Raw genomic sequence first — 15,230 nt, 5'->3', positions numbered from 1 at the left:
CCGTGAAGGTGGCCTTCAGGGGCAATCAAGCGGTTTTGGGGGTCTGGCTCAGAGGCGCTCTTGGAGCGCGTCGGCCGCGGCGAGGAGGTCCGCGGCCCAGCGGGCCCCGGGTTTGCGTCCGATGCGTTCGATGGGGCCGGAGACGGAGACGGCGGCCACCACGGTGCCGGTCGAATCGCGGACCGGTGCCGAGACACTCGCCACACCCGGTTCGCGCTCGGCGACGCTCTGGGCCCAGCCGCGGCGGCGGACCTCGAGCAGCGTGCGCTCGCCGTAGACCGCGTCGGACAGGATCGCGCGCTGGGTATGCGGATCCGACCAGGCGGCCAGCACCTTCGCGCCGGAGCCCGCGGTCATCGGCAGGCGTGAGCCGATCGGGACGGTGTCGCGCAGGCCGCTGGGCGGCTCCGCGGTGGAGACGCAGATGCGCTGCACGCCGTCGCGGCGGTACAGCTGCACGCTTTCGCCGGTGATGTCGCGCAGTTTCGGCAGGATCGAGCCGGCGGCGTCGAGCAGGGGATCGGTCGACCCGCCCGCCAGTTCCGACAACGCGGTGCCCGGCCGCCAGCGCCCGTCGGGCCCCCGGCGCAGCAGGCGATGCACCTCAAGCCCGACCGCGAGCCGGTGCGCCGTCGCCCGCGGCAGACCGGTGCGCGTGCACAGTTCCGCCAGGCCACAAGGATCTTCGGCCACGGCCTGAAGCACGGCCACGGCCTTGTCGAGTACTCCGATACCGCTATGCTGTCCCACGAACCGATACTACCGTCCCGCAGTTTGGGATGTCCACAATCTGGGAAAAACGAACTCGAGTCACGGGAGACCGTGCCCACGCCCCTTCCGCGACGTCCGAGTTCCTTGCTCCCGAACGAGCTCTTGGGAGGAGCCGGAGATGACCAGCAAGGGCCGCACCCTGGCAGAGAAAGTGTGGGAGTCGCACCTCGTGCGGCGTGGCGAGGGCAGCGAGCCCGACCTGCTCTACATCGACCTCCACCTGGTGCACGAAGTCACCAGCCCGCAGGCTTTCGACGGGCTCCGGCTGGCCGGGCGGCCGCTGCGCCGCCCCGACCTCACGATCGCGACCGAGGACCACAACGTCCCCACGATCGACATCGACCAGCCGATCGCGGACCTGGTTTCGCGCACCCAGGTCGACACCCTTCGCCGCAACTGCAAGGAGTTCGGTGTCCGGTTGCATCCGATGGGTGACGACGAGCAGGGCATCGTGCACGTCATCGGGCCGCAGCTGGGCCTGACCCAGCCCGGGATGACCGTGGTGTGCGGCGACAGTCACACCTCGACGCACGGCGCGTTCGGCGCGATGGCCTTCGGCATCGGCACCTCCGAGGTCGAACACGTGATGGCCACCCAGACGTTGCCGCTCAGTCCATTCAAGACGATGGCGATCACGGTCGACGGCGAGCTCGGCGAGGGGGTGACGGCCAAGGACGTCATCCTCGCCGTGATCGCCAAGATCGGCACCGGCGGCGGGCAGGGTTACGTGCTGGAGTACCGCGGCAAGGCCATTGAGGGCCTGTCGATGGAAGCCAGGATGACCGTGTGCAACATGTCCATCGAGGCGGGCGCCCGCGCGGGCCTGATCGCCCCGGACGAGACGACCTTCGCCTACCTGAAGGGCCGTCCGCACGCCCCGCGCGGCGCCGACTGGGACGCCGCGCTGGCGAACTGGCGCGAGCTGCGCACCGACGACGACGCCGAGTTCGACGCCGAGGTCCACCTCGACGCCGCCGAGCTGACCCCGTTCGTCACCTGGGGCACCAACCCCGGCCAGGGGCTCCCGCTGGGCGCCTCGGTGCCCGACCCCGAGACGATCGGCGACGACAACGAGCGGCTCACCGTCGAGAAGGCCCTGTCCTATATGGACCTCGAACCGGGCACCCCGCTGCGCGAGATCGCCGTCGACACCGTCTTCCTCGGCTCCTGCACCAACGGCCGGATCGAGGACCTGCGGGCCGCCGCGGCGGTCCTGCGCGGGCACAAGGTCGCCGATTCGGTGCGGATGCTCGTGGTCCCCGGCTCGATGCGGGTCCGCCAGGCCGCCGAGGCCGAAGGGCTGCACGAGATTTTCACCGAGGCCGGCGCCGAGTGGCGCCAGGCAGGCTGCTCGATGTGCCTCGGGATGAACCCCGACCAGCTCAAGCCGGGCGAGCGCAGTGCCTCGACCTCCAACCGCAACTTCGAGGGCAGGCAGGGCAAGGGGGGCAGGACGCACCTCGTCTCGCCGCTCGTGGCGGCCGCCACGGCTGTCCGCGGCACCCTGTCCAGCCCCGCGGACCTGCCGGCCGTGGCCGCCCGTTAGTCCGGCCAGACCTCATTCGAAGGAGTTTCCCGACATGGATCCGTTCACCCACCACACCGGCGTCGGCGTCCCTCTGCGCAGGTCCAACGTGGACACCGACCAGATCATCCCCGCCGTTTACCTCAAGCGGGTCAGCCGCACGGGTTTCGAGGACGGCCTGTTCGCCGCCTGGCGCTCCGACGAGCAGTTCATCCTCAACCAGAAGCCCTTCGACCAGGGCAGTGTCCTGGTCGCCGGCCAGGACTTCGGCACCGGATCCTCCCGTGAGCACGCCGTGTGGGCCTTGATGAACTACGGCTTCCGGGCCGTCATCTCCCCCCGGTTCGCGGACATCTTCCGCGGGAACGCGGGCAAACAGGGCTTGGTGGCCGCCCAGGTCTCCCAGTCCGACGTCGAACTGCTGTGGAAGCTGCTCGAAAACGAGCCCGGCACGGAGGTCACGGTGGACCTCCAGGCGAAGACCGTACGAGCCAAGGACTTCGTCGCGCCCTTCCAGATCGACGACTACACGCGCTGGCGGCTGCTCGAGGGACTCGATGACATCGCTCTCACCCTCCGCCACGCCGAAGAAATCGACACGTTCGAGTCTCAGCGGCCTTCCTGGAAGCCGCTGACCACGCCGATCGGCGCCTCGCAGGCCTAGCCAGAGGTACGGATTCCCTGCTCAGCAAGGGGATCCGTACCTGACGGGCCACCTCGCCCACACCGCCCCGAAACCTGCCAAACGGCACCTCCGAAGGCCCCCGAGGGGGCTCTGGGGAGGCGGAACCGGCCCCAATACAAGGGAAAGTTCCGCGCGTCGTTTGGAATTTGTGCTGCATTGGTAATACCGTGTGCGCAGAGTCGGCCGAAGTGGCCGTGGACGAGTAGTGCTTCTTGGAGGACTGGAATGGCCAACAAGGCCCAGCTGATCGAGGCGCTCTCCGAGCGCCTTGGCGACAAAAAGGTTGCCGGGGAGGCCGTCGACGGTCTCGTCGACATCATCATCCGGACGGTCAACAAGGGCGAGAAGGTGAACATCACCGGCTTCGGTGTGTTCGAGAAGCGCGCCCGCGCCGCTCGTACCGCTCGTAACCCGCGCACCGGCGAGACCGTGCGCGTCAAGAAGACCAACGTGCCCGCCTTCCGCGCCGGCACGACCTTCAAGGACGTCATCAGCGGCTCGAAGAAGCTGCCGAAGGCGACCGCGGTGAAGCGCGCGACCGCCACCACCGGCACCCGGGCCGCCGCGGCGACCCGTACCGCCACCACCACCCGCACCGCCGCGACCCGGACGGCCGCCAGCCGCCCGGCCGCGACTCGCACGACCGCCACGCGGACGCGTGCCGCCGCCGCCCCGGCGCGTGCGGCAGCAGCCAAGCCTGCCACCAAGGCAACCGCGACCAAGGCAGCAGCGAAGCCCGCCGCCGCCAAGGCCGCTCCGAAGGCCGCCGCCGCCAAGGCGACGACCGCGAAGGCCACCACCACGCGGGCGGCAGCTGCCAAGAAGCCGGTCGCTGCCAAGGCCACCCCGGCCGCCAAGGCCGCTCCGGCCAAGAAGGTCGCAGCCAAGGCCCCCGCGAAGAAGACCTCCGCGGCCGCGAAGAAGAAGTAACCGCCACTACCAGGCGAGCACTTCCCGGCAGGGCCCCACGCATCGCGCGTGGGGCCCTGCCGCCGTTCTACGTGCCGGGTGTCCCGAACTCCTGCGCCGGTGTTCGCTCCCGGCCTACTATGCGAAAACGGGGTTGAGCTCCCGGCTCACTCCTGCTTGGCTGCCAGCCGGGCACCAGCCGCACCGCGACATCTGGAGGAGCGACCACCATCGAAATCCGGCTTCTCGGGCCATTCCAGGTGGTCGCCGACGGCTCCCCGCTGGCACTGACCAGCGCACGTCAGCGGGCGCTGCTCGCGGCGCTGGCCCTCTCGGCCGGGCGTCTCGTGTCGATCGACGCGCTGGCCAGGGGAGTCTGGGGTGAGGAGCCACCCGAGCGGATCCGCGGCAGCCTGCAGACCTACGTGATGCGGCTGCGGCGGCTGTTCGGAGAGGACACCGTCGTCACCGAGCTGGACGGCTACCGGCTCACGCTGTCCCCGGATCGCGTGGACGCCTTGCGATTCCTGCGGTTGCTGGACCTCGCCGCGGAGACCGCGCATCCCGCGGGCGAACGTGCGGTGCTGGCCGAGGCACTCGGGCTCTGGGCGGGCCCGCCGCTCGAAGGCGTCGGATCTCCCACCCTGACCGAGGATTGGGTGCCGCAGCTGACCGAGCGGTACCTGTTCGCGGTCGAACGAAGGATCGATCTCGACGCCGGCCACACGGCGGACTCCGACCTCGCCGCCGAACTGTTCGAACTGGTCGCCCAGCATCCGCTCCGGGAATCGTTGTGGGAGCGCCTGGTGGTGGTCCTGGCCCGCTCCGGCCGTCGCGCCGAGGCGCTGATGCGCTACGCGGAGCTGCGGACCCTGCTGGCCAGGGAACTCGGCGTCGAGCCCGGCGCGGAGCTTCGCCGCCTGCACGCGGAACTACTGGCCGGTGACGGCGAACAGGCCTCGCCGCCGCGTCCGCAGGTGCCCCGCCAGCTCCCGTTCGACGTGTCCGGCTTCACCGGCAGGGGACCGGAGCTCGCCGAGCTGGACGGGTTTCTCGCCACCCGGCGGGGGGATTCGACGGCGATCGCGATCATCGAGGGCACCGCGGGCGTCGGCAAGACCTCCCTCGCGGTGCACTGGGCCCACACCGTGCGGGACCGGTTTCCCGGTGGTCAGCTGTTCGTCGACCTGCGCGGGCATTCCGCGGGCACCCCGGTGACCCCGGACGCGGCGCTGGCCAGGTTCCTGCGCGCGGTCGGCGTGCCCGCCGAGTCCGTTCCCTCCACAGTGGAGGAACGCTCCGAGATGCTGCGCAGCAGGCTCGCCGACGCCCGGATGCTCCTGCTGCTCGACAACGCCCGCGACGCCGACCAGGTCCGCCCGCTGCTGCCCGGTTCGGGCACCCTCGTCGTGGTGACCAGCCGGAACCAGTTGCGGGGACTGGTCGCCCGTGAGGGCGCCCGGCGGATCCCGTTGCGCACCTTCGACGATCGCGACGCGGCGGCGCTGCTCGCCGGCAGCGTCGGGCGGGCCAGGCTGGAAGCAGAGCCCGCCGCGGTCGCCGACCTCGCCGAGCTCTGCGGCAGGCTGCCCCTCGCACTGGCGCTGGCGGGGGAGCGCGCGTCGCGGTTTTCGGGGATTTCGCTGGCCGGGATCGTCGACGAACTGCGCGATCAGCGGGTCCGGCTCGACGCCCTGCGCGACCCGCAGGACACCGGCACCGACCTCCGCGCCGCGTTCTCGTGGTCCTACAAGGCCTTGCGCCCGCCGGCCGCGCGGCTGTTCCGGCTGCTCGGGCTGCACCCCGGGGTGGAGATCGGCCTGCCGACGGCGGCGGCGCTCGCCGGGGTCGAGGTGCACCGGGCCAGGGAACTGCTCGACCAGCTCGCTTCGGTCCATTTGCTCAACCAGCCCAGCACGGATCGCTACCAGTTCCACGACCTCCTGCGGGTGTACGCCGCGGAGCGGGCGGAGCGGGAGGTCGGCGAGGACGAACGCGACCGCGCGCTGCGGCGCGTGCTGGACTGGTATCTCGCTTCGGTGGCCGCGGCGAACATGCTCGTCCGTCCGGATCTGCTCACCGAGGACGTCGTGCTCGAACCGGTCGAGGTCCCGACACCGAGTTTCACCGGGCACGAAGACACGACGGCCTGGTACGCCGCCGAACGCCCCGCGCTCGTCGCGCTGGTCGGGATCGCCGCCGCGCACGGCTGGGCCTCCCGCGCCTGGCGGCTCGCCTGGCTGCTGCGCGGGTTCTTCGCCGAGCGGCACGACCAGTGCGACTGGATGATCACCGCGACCGCGGCCGTCCGCGCGGCCAGGGCGGCCGCGGACCCGCTGGGACTGCAGTACGCGGCCAACAACCTCGGCTCGGCCTATCTGCGCGCGCAACGCGCCGACGAGGCGCTGGAAGCACTGGAGGAGGGCAGGAAGGCCTCGGTGGAGACCGGCGGCAGCGCGCTGACCGTCGCGATCCTGTCCAACCTGTCCGGCGCCTACTACCTCCGTGCGGAGTTCCAGAAGGCCGAGCAGTACGCCTCGGAGGCGGTGCGCACCGCCAGGGAGAAGGGCCAGAAGACGTTCGTGCCGCACGCGTTGCTCAACGTCAGCGCCAGCTGGATCGGGATGCGCGAGTTCGGCAAGGCCGCCGAACATGCGCTGGCCGCGCACGAGGCCTTCGACGAACTCGGCGACCGCTACCACTCGGCGCTGGCGCTCGGGAACACTGGCGAGGCACTGTCCGGCGCGCAACGCCACGCGGAGGCCGAGGAATACTGCGTCCGCGCACTGGTCGTCCTCAACGAGCTAGCGGCCGACTACGGCAAGATCGACGTCCTCATCACCCTGGGCAGGATCAAGAGCCGGACCGGCCGTCCGGTGGAGGCCGCCGGGCATTGGACCGAGGCGCTAGCCGTCGGCCAACGCCTCGGTGATCCCCGCACGGACGAAATTCAGGCACTGCTGGCCGCGCTGCCATCAGCCGGGTCCTCGCCGGGGGCTGCGCCGCACCCCTAGAGCGGCGCAACCCACAGGGGATGCCGCAAGAAGTACACCAGCCACCGCTGTCACCCCACTGTCAGAACGTTTCGACTGTCCCTGAAGGCCACCTTCACAGCGTAAAACGCCGTGAAGGTGGCCTTCAGGGACAGTTGTCAGTGGGCGGGTGCGGGGATGGGGAGGGCGCTGGGGAAGTAGTCGGCGGCCACGAGTTTGGGGCCGTCCGAGCCCGAGGGGGGCAGGAAGGACAGGACCCAGATCGAGCTCTTCTTGCTCGGGACCACGCCGCCCCTCGCCGCGGCGAGTGTCACGCCGTCGCGGTCGGCCAGTGTGCTGACCAGGTCGGGGATGACGCCGCCCTGGCTGCAGACCAGCGGGGTGCCGCCGTCACCGGCGATCGCTAGCAGGCGGGCGATGCCGAGCACCGGGTCCGGCCAGTAGCCCTCCTCCGACAGCAGCGGTTCGTGCCGGACCTCGCCGCCGAGATCCTCCGCGACGGCGTGCACCGTTCGGACGCAGCGCAGCCGTGGCGCCGAAAGCACCCTGTCCGGGCCGAAGTGCGGCAGCAGTTTGCGTAGCGCGTCGGCCTGGCGTTGCCCGGCGTCCGAGAGCGGGCGGAGGTCGTCGTCGCCGCTCCACTCGTCGCGCTTGCCCGCCTTCGCGTGCCGGACCAGCAGCACCGTCGTCAGCGCCGTGGGCAGCGTGCAGAAGGCCCGCAGCACACGGACATCCGTGGCGTTGCTCAGCAGTCTTTCCGCTTCTTCGGCCGCGAGCCAGCGGAGTTCGTCGACCTCGTCGTTGGCCTCGAACTTGCCGGACACCGCCTCGGCGCTGAAGTAGTCGACCGTTTTGTGTGCCGTGCCCGTGCCACCGCGCACCGCGACCTCGTACTCGGTCCTGGCCAGATAACGGCCCAGCACGGTCTCGAAGCCCGTCTCTTCCAGGATCTCGCGCGACGCGGTGTCCACGATCGTCTCGCCGGGGTCGACCTTGCCCTTGGGCAGCGACCAGTCGTCGTAGCGCGGCCGGTGCACGAGCGCGAGTTCGACCCGCTCTCCCGCCCGACGCCACAACACCGCGCCCGCCGCGCGCACCACCGCGGTCATCCGGCGGCGCCGTGACGCTTGGCCAGTTCGACCTGGTGGTCACGGACGTCGGCGCCCTCGGCGGGCGACGGGGCCCACTCGCCGGTCGACATCAGGATCCAGCAGCGGGTCGCGGGATCCAGCGCCGACTCGAAGACGTCGTCGAGCTGGGCGGTCAGCTTCGGGTCCTTGACCTTGACCAGCGCCTCGATCCGGCGGTCGAGGTTGCGGTGCATCATGTCCGCGCTGCCGATCCAGAAACTGGCACCGGCGCGGAAGTGGAACACCCGCGAGTGCTCCAGGAACCGGCCGAGGATCGAGCGCACCTGGATGTTCTCGGAGAGCCCCGGGATGCCCGGCTTCAGCGAGCAGATGCCGCGGACGACCACTTCGACCGGCACGCCTGCCTGCGACGCGTGGTAGAGCGCGTCGATGATCTGCTCGTCGACGAGCGAGTTGCACTTGATCCGGATCCCGGCCTTCTGGCCGGTGCGCGCGAGCTCGATCTCTTCGCCGATGCAGCGGAGGATGCCGCGGCGGATGCCGTGCGGCGAGGTGAGGATGTTGCGGTAGGTGTCCTGGCGCGAGTAGCCGGTCAGGACGTTGAACAGGTCGGTGAGGTCCGCGCCGATCGTCGGGTCGGCGGTGAACAGGCCCATGTCCTCGTACAGCCGCGCGGTCTTCGGGTTGTAGTTGCCGGTGCCGATGTGGCAGTAGCGGCGGATGGTCGAGCCCTCCTGCCGCACCACCATCGACACCTTGCAGTGCGTCTTGAGCCCGACCAGGCCGTAGACCACGTGCACACCCGCGCGTTCCAGCGTCCGCGCCCAGGTGATGTTGGCCTGCTCGTCGAACCGCGCCTTGATCTCGACCAGCGCCACGACCTGCTTGCCAGCCTCGGCGGCGTCGATCAGCGCGTCGACGATCGGCGAGTCGCCCGAGGTCCGGTACAGCGTCTGCTTGATGGCGAGGACCTTCGAGTCCGCGGCCGCCTGCTCGATGAACCGCTGGACGCTGGTGGAGAACGAGTCGTACGGGTGGTGGACGAGGACGTCGCCCTCCCGCAGCGTCGCGAACACGCTCTTCGGCGTCTCGCGCTCGCCGAACGCGGGGTGCGTGGCGGGCACGAACGGCCGGTCCTTGAGCTCCTTACGGTCCACACTGGACAGCTGGTGCAGGCAGGTCAGATCCAGCAGCCCCGGCACCTCGACGACGTCGCGCGGGTCGACCTCCAGCTCGCGCAGCAGCAGTTCGAGCATGTGCTCGCTCATGTCGGTCGCGACCTCGAGCCGCACCGGCGGGCCGAACTTACGCTGGGCCAGCTCACGTTCCAGCGCCTGCAGGAGGTCCTCGTCGCGGTCCTCTTCGACCTCGAAATCGGCGTTGCGGGTGACGCGGAAGACGTGGTGCTCGGTGACCTCCATGCCGGTGAACAGCTCGCCGAGGTGCGCGGCGATGAGCTCCTCGAGCGGCAGGAACGTCGCGACGCGGTTCTCCCGCTGCTGCTCGACGCGCATCAGCCGGGGCACGTTGCTCGGCACCTTGACGCGGGCGAACCGCTCCGTGCCGCCCTCCGGGTCGCGCACCGTCACCGCGAGGTTGAGCGACAGACCGGAGATGTACGGGAACGGGTGCGCGGGGTCGACGGCGAGCGGGGTGAGCACCGGGAAGATCTGCTCGCTGAAGTAGTTGGACAGGCGCAGCTGCTCGGAACCGTCGAGGTCGTGCCAGCCGACGATCCGGATGTCCTCCTCGGCCAGCTGCGGGCGCAGGTGCTGCTCGAAGGCGCCGGTGTGGCGCGCGACGAGGTCCTGGTTGCGCTTGGCGATGTAGGCCAGCTGCTCGCGCGGGGTGAGCCCGTCCGCGCTGCGCACCGGCAGGCCCGTCTCGTCGCGGCGCTTCAGCCCGGCGACGCGCACCATGTAGAACTCGTCCAAATTGGACGCGAAGATGGCGAGGAACTTCGCGCGCTCCAGCATCGGCTGCGACTCGTCCTCGGCCAGCGCGAGCACACGGGCGTTGAAGTCCTGCCAGGAGAGCTCCCGGTTGAAGTACCGGTCATCGGGAAGCGTTTGCACCGCGGACGGGGACGTCGAGGTCACCGCCGGGGGAGCCGAGGGCAGCGCGCGGAACTCCTGCGCCGGCCTGCTGGCCGAGCCGCCGCGGGTCGCGCGGGTGGGCACCTGGCTGCGCAGGCCGGTCGCGGCGGGTGGCGTGGTCTTTCTCGCCCGGACCCCGTTCTTGGTGCTCGCGGCCGTGGCGGGCGTCTTGGCGGATTCGCTCTTCGCCACGGGAGCCTTCGCCGCGGGGGTCTTGCGCCGTTTGGGCGCGGCCGGTCCGCCGGGAGTGGCGGCTTCGGCCTTGGCCGGGGTGCTTCCGTCGTCTGTGCTCACGAAGCCCATTGTTCACCACGGAACGCCCGAATGCTTAGACCGTTGCGGACGGTCGGGTGAACTCCTGACCTGTGGGCTTCATCGCGGGAGACATGGCTCACCGAGCATCGCGGCCGTGTGTTTCCCGACACCGAGCGCGCAGGCGTGGCCGAGGTCGTCCGAGGTGTCCACATCGCTGCGCAGTGACAGCACGGGCACGGTGAGTGGGAAGGCGCCCGAACGTGCGTGCGCGGCCGCCGAGCCGACCCCGAAACGCGGGTCCAGCGCCCGGCCCGCCGCCGACAGCAGCAGCGTCGTGCCGGTGCCCTGCCTGTCCGCGGTGAACGCCCGGCGCCCGGCGGCCTCGGCCAGCGCGGCCGTGAGGTCTTCGGCGCGCAACGCCGGCAGGTCGGCCTGCAGCGCGCCGACCACCCCGGCCGGGTCGTCCCGCCGGAGCACGGACTCGCCGTGGCGCAACGCGGAGTTCAGCCCGCCGGGGCCGGGCTCGGCGATGAGCTCGACCCCGAGCTCCCGCAGCTCCGCCAGCGCGGCCGGGTCCGCGGCCACCACCAGCACCCGCCGCACGCCCGCCGCCGACGTCACCGCGGTGAGGGTGTCGAAGGCCAGCGCCAGCACGAGGCCGGCGTGCCGCTCGTCCGGCAGCGCGCCACGCAGCCGCGATTTGCCCTCGTGGGGGCGTTTCATCGGCACGATCAGGTCAACGTCCACGTCACCATCTTTACCCGAACCTCGTTTGAAGCGCGGCACCCTTTCTCCCGGGACTTACCCGAACCATGCCCGAACGCGCCGAACACACCCTCCCTGGACTGCGCCGGAGCCCGCGCGGCAGGATCAGGAGCGGGTTCGCAGCGATTCTTCGAGGAGGAGACCTTGGCCAGGCGCGAGAAGGGCGGCTTGTGGGTCGGCGTCGCCGCCGCACTGTTCTATCCGGCCACCCGGCTGGGCAGGCACGTCTACCGCGGCGGGGAGAAGATCCCCCGCGAGGGCGGCGCGCTGCTGGTGCTCAACCACATCTCGCATATGGACCCGGCCGTGGACTCGGTGTTCGTGCACCGCCAGAAGCGCATCCCGTGCTTCCTCGCCAAGGAGAGTGTCGCCAAGGCACCGATCTTCGGCAAGATCTTCCTCGGCTCCGGCGGGATCCCGGTGTACCGGGGCTCGGTGGCCGCCGGGGACAGCCTGCGTGCCGCGCACCAGGCGTTGCGGGACGGAAAGATCGTGGTGATCTACCCCGAGGGCACGATCACCAGGGACCCCGACGGCTGGCCGAAGAAGTCGTTCACCGGCGCCGCCCGGCTCGCGCTGGAGAACGACGTCCCGGTGATCCCGATCGCTCGCTGGGGGACCAACTACATCTTCAACGGCTACACCAAGAAGCTCACGCCGTTCCCGCGCCGCACGGTGACGCACCTGGTCGGGGACCCACTCGAGCTCGACGTCTACCGCGCGCGGAACAGGCGGAGCGCGTCGAACCTGCGCCAGGTCACCGAGGTGATGATGGACGAGGTCACCGCACTGCTCGCCGAGATCCGGCACGAACCACCGCCCGCCGTGAAGCCGAAGGAAACCCACTGATGCCCGGTTTCGCCACCGACGTCCAGCGACTGACCGTGCTCGGCGCCGGATCGTGGGGGACAGCGTTCGCCAAGGTCCTCGGCGACGCGGGCCGCGACGTGACCATGTGGGCGCGGCGCCCGGAGGTCGCCGAGGAGATCCGGGAGGGGCACAGCAACAGCTCGTACCTGCCGGGCGTGACCCTGCCGGGGCGGATCACCGCGACCTCGGACCCGGCGGAGGCACTCGACGGCGCGCAGGCCGTGGTGCTGGCGGTGCCGAGCCAGAGCCTGCGCGCGAACCTGACCGCGTGGAGCGGGTTGCTGCCCGCCGACTCGATCCTGATCAGCCTGGCCAAGGGCGTCGAACTGGGCACGCTCAAGCGGATGAGCGAGGTCATCACGGAGATCGCCGAGGTGCCCGACGGCCAGGTCGTGGTGGTGTCCGGGCCGAACCTGGCGCGCGAGATCGCGCAGGGCCAGCCGTCCGCGGCGGTGCTCGCCTGCGTCGACCACGAGCGGGCGAAGGCCGTCCAGCGGGCCAGTTTCAACCAGTACTTCCGGCCGTACACGAACACCGACGTCGTCGGCTGCGAGCTGGGCGGGGCCTGCAAGAACGTGATCGCGCTGAGCTGTGGCATGGCCGCCGGCCTCGGCCTCGGCACCAACACGATGGCCACGCTGATCACCCGCGGCCTGGCCGAGATGGCCCGCCTCGGCAGCAAACTGGGCGCCGACCCGCTGACCTTCGCCGGGCTCGCGGGCGTCGGCGACCTGGTGGCGACCTGCTCGTCCCCGCTGTCGCGCAACCGGACGTTCGGCGAGCGGCTCGGCCGCGGCGAGACGATGCAGCAGGCGCAGCTGGCGGGCGGCGGCCAGGTCGCGGAGGGCGTCATGTCCTGCTCGTCCATCCGGGAGCTTTCACAGAGCCTCGGTGTCGACATGCCGATCACCGCCGCGATGCACCGCGTCTGCCACGAGGGCGTCGACCCGCGCCAGGCAGGCGCCGAGCTGCTGGGCCGCTCCCAGAAACACGAGTGGTCCTGAATCCTTGAAGTGTCATGAAAGGGTCTTTCAGGGCAATTTTTGTCCGGAAAGACCCTTTCATGACACTCGCAGGTGTGGTGTCCACGGGTTGGGACGCGTTGACCGGCCCGGGGCGGGCTGCTTTCCTGGTGGCATGTTGGCGTTTCGAATGTCCGAGTGGCGGGGTCACCTCGACCTCTGCCCGGTCATGCGCGCGCCCTGTCGCTGTTGTCGGTGAACCCAACCCCGGCCCGTAGACACCCTTCTTCTTCCCCGCGAGGACTCTCATGTTCGCCGTTCCGGACAACACCCTTGTCATTGCCGAAAACCCCGCGCTGCGCCACCCGGTGCGCGTCGCGCTCGAGTTCGCCGCCGACCGCGGCCGCTGGCGTCACCTGCTGCGCTACGACCCCGACCAGCGGTTCTCGGCGCTGATCGAGAGCGACGAGCGCCAGGAGGTCTGGCTGATGGGCTGGCTGCCGGGTCAGCACACGGACCTGCACGACCACGCGTTCGCCAGCGGCGCGTTCACCGTGGTCAGCGGCGGCCTGACCGAGACGGTCGCCCGCCGCGCCCCCGATGGCCGGGCCGTGACCGAGGTGCATGGACTGTCCACCGGGCAGTCCCGCGTCTTCGGGCCCGGGTATGTGCACGAGGTGCGTAACGACGGCCCTGACCCGGCCGTCAGCGTGCACGTCTACCGCGACGGCGGCCGCGAGATGCGTTCCTTCCACTTCGACCCGGTCGCCGGTCCCGTCCAGAGCTGAGACTGCCCCTGAAGGCCACCTTCACCGCGTAAAACGCCGTGAAGGTGGCCTTCAGGGGCAATCAGCCCAGGTCGCCGCGGGCTCGGAACTCGGCGTCGACGCGGGCGCGGGCGGCGCCGGTGGCGAGCAGGGTGTGCAGCAGCACCCGGGATTTGCGCGGGTCCAGCCAGCCGGACATCGTCGCGCCCATCGCGATCAGGCTCGACTCCGAGCCGCGGAATCCGTACGTGCCGCGGAACGTCGTCCCGGCGCCGGTCCGGGAAGCCACGACCACCGGGAGGTCGCCCACCACGCGCTCGATCACCGTCGCGGTGCCGGTGGACACGTGCCCGACCCCGGCCGCCGCGAGCACCACCCCGCGCGCGCCTGCCTTGACCACGGCGTCGAGCAGCTCGCCGGAGTCGTCCAGGCCGCTCTCCAGAATCGGGACCAGCCCGGTGAAGTCGGCGTTTTCCAGCGACAGGGCCGCCCGGCGCGAGGCGACGGGGTGGAAGTAGTGCACCGCGCCTTCGGCGACGAGCCCGAGCGGCCCGGCGGGCGCGGACGAAAACGCCTCCAGGTGGCTGGAATGCGCCTTGCGCACCCAGCGGGCCTGGTGGACGTCGTCGTTGAACGCCACCAGTGAACCCCGGCCACGGCTGCGCGGTTCGGCGGCGACGGTCAGCGCGGACAGGAGGTTCGCCTGCCCGTCGGGACTGGGCAGGCTCGGGTTGCGCATCGCGCCGGTGATCACCACCGGCGCGTCGAACGGCCAGGTGAGCTCGAGGAAATACGCGGTCTCCTCGAGCGTGTCCGTGCCCTGGACGACGACGAGGCCGTCCGCGCCTTGCTCGACCTGCCGCGCGCCCCAGTCGCGGCAGGTCACGAGCGTGGCGAAGTCCATCGACGCGCTGGAGATGCCCGCGAGCGTCTCCGCGCGCACGTCCATCGGCAGCCCGGTCCCGAGCTCGCCGAGCAGGTCCTCGGCGCTCAGCCGCGGGACCGCGCCTTCTCCCTTGCGGGCCGGGGCCATGGAAATGGTCCCGCCCAGTGCTGCCACGGCCACCAGCGGACGGTCCGGCGATTCGCTCGACATACCCGCGACTCTAGTGATCGCCGGGCGCCGGTCTAGCTGGTGAGCGCGCGTTCCGCGGCACTGCGAAGGACGCAGAACTCGTTGCCCTCGGGGTCGCCGAGCACCGCCCAGCCGGTGCCGTCGGGATTGCGCAGGTCGTGCAGCATCGCCGCGCCGAGCGCGAGCAGCCGCTCGACCTCGGCTTCGCGCGGGATGTCCGGCGTCAGGCAGACGTGCACGCGATTCTTGACCGTCTTCGGCTCGGGCACTTCGCCGAAGAACAGCGTGACGCCGTTCGCCATTTCGACGATCACCTCGGGGTCGCCGGGCCCATCGTCGGGATGCACGGGCTTGCCCGTGACGCCGCTCCAGAACAGGGCGAGGTCGTAGGCGTTGGCGCAGTCGAAGTTGATGTTCTGCACGACCGAGGTCATCGGGCTCCTATCCGTGGTGGTGCCCTCAGTAT

At 70.7% G+C, this 15,230-nt stretch carries 13 protein-coding genes; 7 read left to right on the top strand and 6 right to left on the bottom strand.

What is annotated here, in order from left to right; translation table 11 throughout:
* Positions 1-48: 48 nt before the first annotated feature.
* Positions 49-750: an IclR family transcriptional regulator gene (locus tag QMK34_RS00565; protein ID WP_326410050.1), complete on the bottom strand. Its 702-nt coding sequence runs from the start codon at positions 748-750 to the stop codon at positions 49-51.
* Between the two features lie 139 nt (positions 751-889).
* Here QMK34_RS00565 and leuC point away from each other — a divergent pair, with 139 nt between their 5' ends.
* The 4 genes from leuC (at position 890) to QMK34_RS00545 (ending at position 6,904) form a co-directional block, all read left to right on the top strand.
* On the top strand, positions 890-2,317 hold the full coding sequence (leuC, locus tag QMK34_RS00560) for a 3-isopropylmalate dehydratase large subunit (protein ID WP_326410047.1): 1,428 nt from the start codon (positions 890-892) through the stop codon (positions 2,315-2,317).
* A 34-nt stretch (positions 2,318-2,351) separates the two neighbouring features.
* Positions 2,352-2,960 carry a 3-isopropylmalate dehydratase small subunit gene (gene leuD / locus QMK34_RS00555; protein WP_326410044.1) on the top strand — a complete coding sequence of 203 codons (609 nt, stop codon included), beginning with the start codon at positions 2,352-2,354 and terminating at the stop codon, positions 2,958-2,960.
* Positions 2,961-3,206: 246 nt separating this feature from the next.
* The gene (locus QMK34_RS00550) at positions 3,207-3,911 is read left to right on the top strand and encodes an HU family DNA-binding protein (RefSeq protein ID WP_326410042.1); all 705 of its coding nucleotides are present in this window, start codon (positions 3,207-3,209) and stop codon (positions 3,909-3,911) included.
* A gap of 239 nt (positions 3,912-4,150) precedes the next feature.
* Positions 4,151-6,904 (top strand): AfsR/SARP family transcriptional regulator, encoded by a 2,754-nt coding sequence (locus tag QMK34_RS00545; RefSeq protein ID WP_326410040.1) that lies wholly within the window; start codon positions 4,151-4,153, stop codon positions 6,902-6,904.
* Between the two features lie 137 nt (positions 6,905-7,041).
* Here the strand turns inward: QMK34_RS00545 and QMK34_RS00540 are convergent, their stop codons facing one another.
* From QMK34_RS00540 to cofC, 3 genes are all read right to left on the bottom strand, one after another.
* Positions 7,042-7,992 (bottom strand): NUDIX hydrolase, encoded by a 951-nt coding sequence (locus QMK34_RS00540; RefSeq protein WP_326410037.1) that lies wholly within the window; start codon positions 7,990-7,992, stop codon positions 7,042-7,044.
* Complete coding sequence (locus QMK34_RS00535) at positions 7,989-10,373, bottom strand: RNA degradosome polyphosphate kinase (RefSeq protein WP_326410035.1); 2,385 nt, start codon at positions 10,371-10,373, stop codon at positions 7,989-7,991. Before QMK34_RS00535 ends, QMK34_RS00540 begins: the two co-directional genes overlap by 4 nt.
* A gap of 69 nt (positions 10,374-10,442) precedes the next feature.
* Positions 10,443-11,072, bottom strand: a complete 630-nt coding sequence (gene cofC / locus QMK34_RS00530) for a 2-phospho-L-lactate guanylyltransferase (protein WP_326410033.1) — start codon at positions 11,070-11,072, stop codon at positions 10,443-10,445.
* A 162-nt stretch (positions 11,073-11,234) separates the two neighbouring features.
* Between cofC and QMK34_RS00525 the strand changes: the two genes are divergently transcribed.
* From QMK34_RS00525 to QMK34_RS00515, 3 genes are all read left to right on the top strand, one after another.
* Complete coding sequence (locus QMK34_RS00525) at positions 11,235-11,939, top strand: lysophospholipid acyltransferase family protein (protein WP_326410031.1); 705 nt, start codon at positions 11,235-11,237, stop codon at positions 11,937-11,939.
* A complete protein-coding gene (locus QMK34_RS00520; protein WP_326410029.1) occupies positions 11,939-12,964 on the top strand; it encodes an NAD(P)H-dependent glycerol-3-phosphate dehydrogenase in 1,026 nt (341 codons plus the stop codon). Before QMK34_RS00525 ends, QMK34_RS00520 begins: the two co-directional genes overlap by 1 nt.
* 266 nt (positions 12,965-13,230) lie before the next feature.
* Positions 13,231-13,710, top strand: coding sequence for a cysteine dioxygenase (locus QMK34_RS00515; RefSeq protein ID WP_326410027.1), 480 nt, complete (start codon positions 13,231-13,233; stop codon positions 13,708-13,710).
* 61 nt (positions 13,711-13,771) lie between these two features.
* Here QMK34_RS00515 and QMK34_RS00510 read toward each other — a convergent pair whose 3' ends face one another.
* Together QMK34_RS00510 and QMK34_RS00505 are read right to left on the bottom strand one after the other, a co-directional pair.
* Entirely contained in the window at positions 13,772-14,785 is a 1,014-nt protein-coding gene (locus tag QMK34_RS00510; protein ID WP_326410025.1) for an asparaginase, read from the bottom strand.
* A 32-nt stretch (positions 14,786-14,817) separates the two neighbouring features.
* Positions 14,818-15,198 carry a VOC family protein gene (locus tag QMK34_RS00505; protein ID WP_326410023.1) on the bottom strand — a complete coding sequence of 127 codons (381 nt, stop codon included), beginning with the start codon at positions 15,196-15,198 and terminating at the stop codon, positions 14,818-14,820.
* Between the last annotated feature and the right edge of the window lie 32 nt (positions 15,199-15,230).

Origin of the sequence: Amycolatopsis sp. H20-H5 (assembly GCF_035828755.1) — a bacterium.
Taxonomy (GTDB): Bacteria; Actinomycetota; Actinomycetes; order Mycobacteriales; family Pseudonocardiaceae; genus Amycolatopsis.
This window is presented reverse-complemented; position numbering and strand designations above follow the sequence as displayed.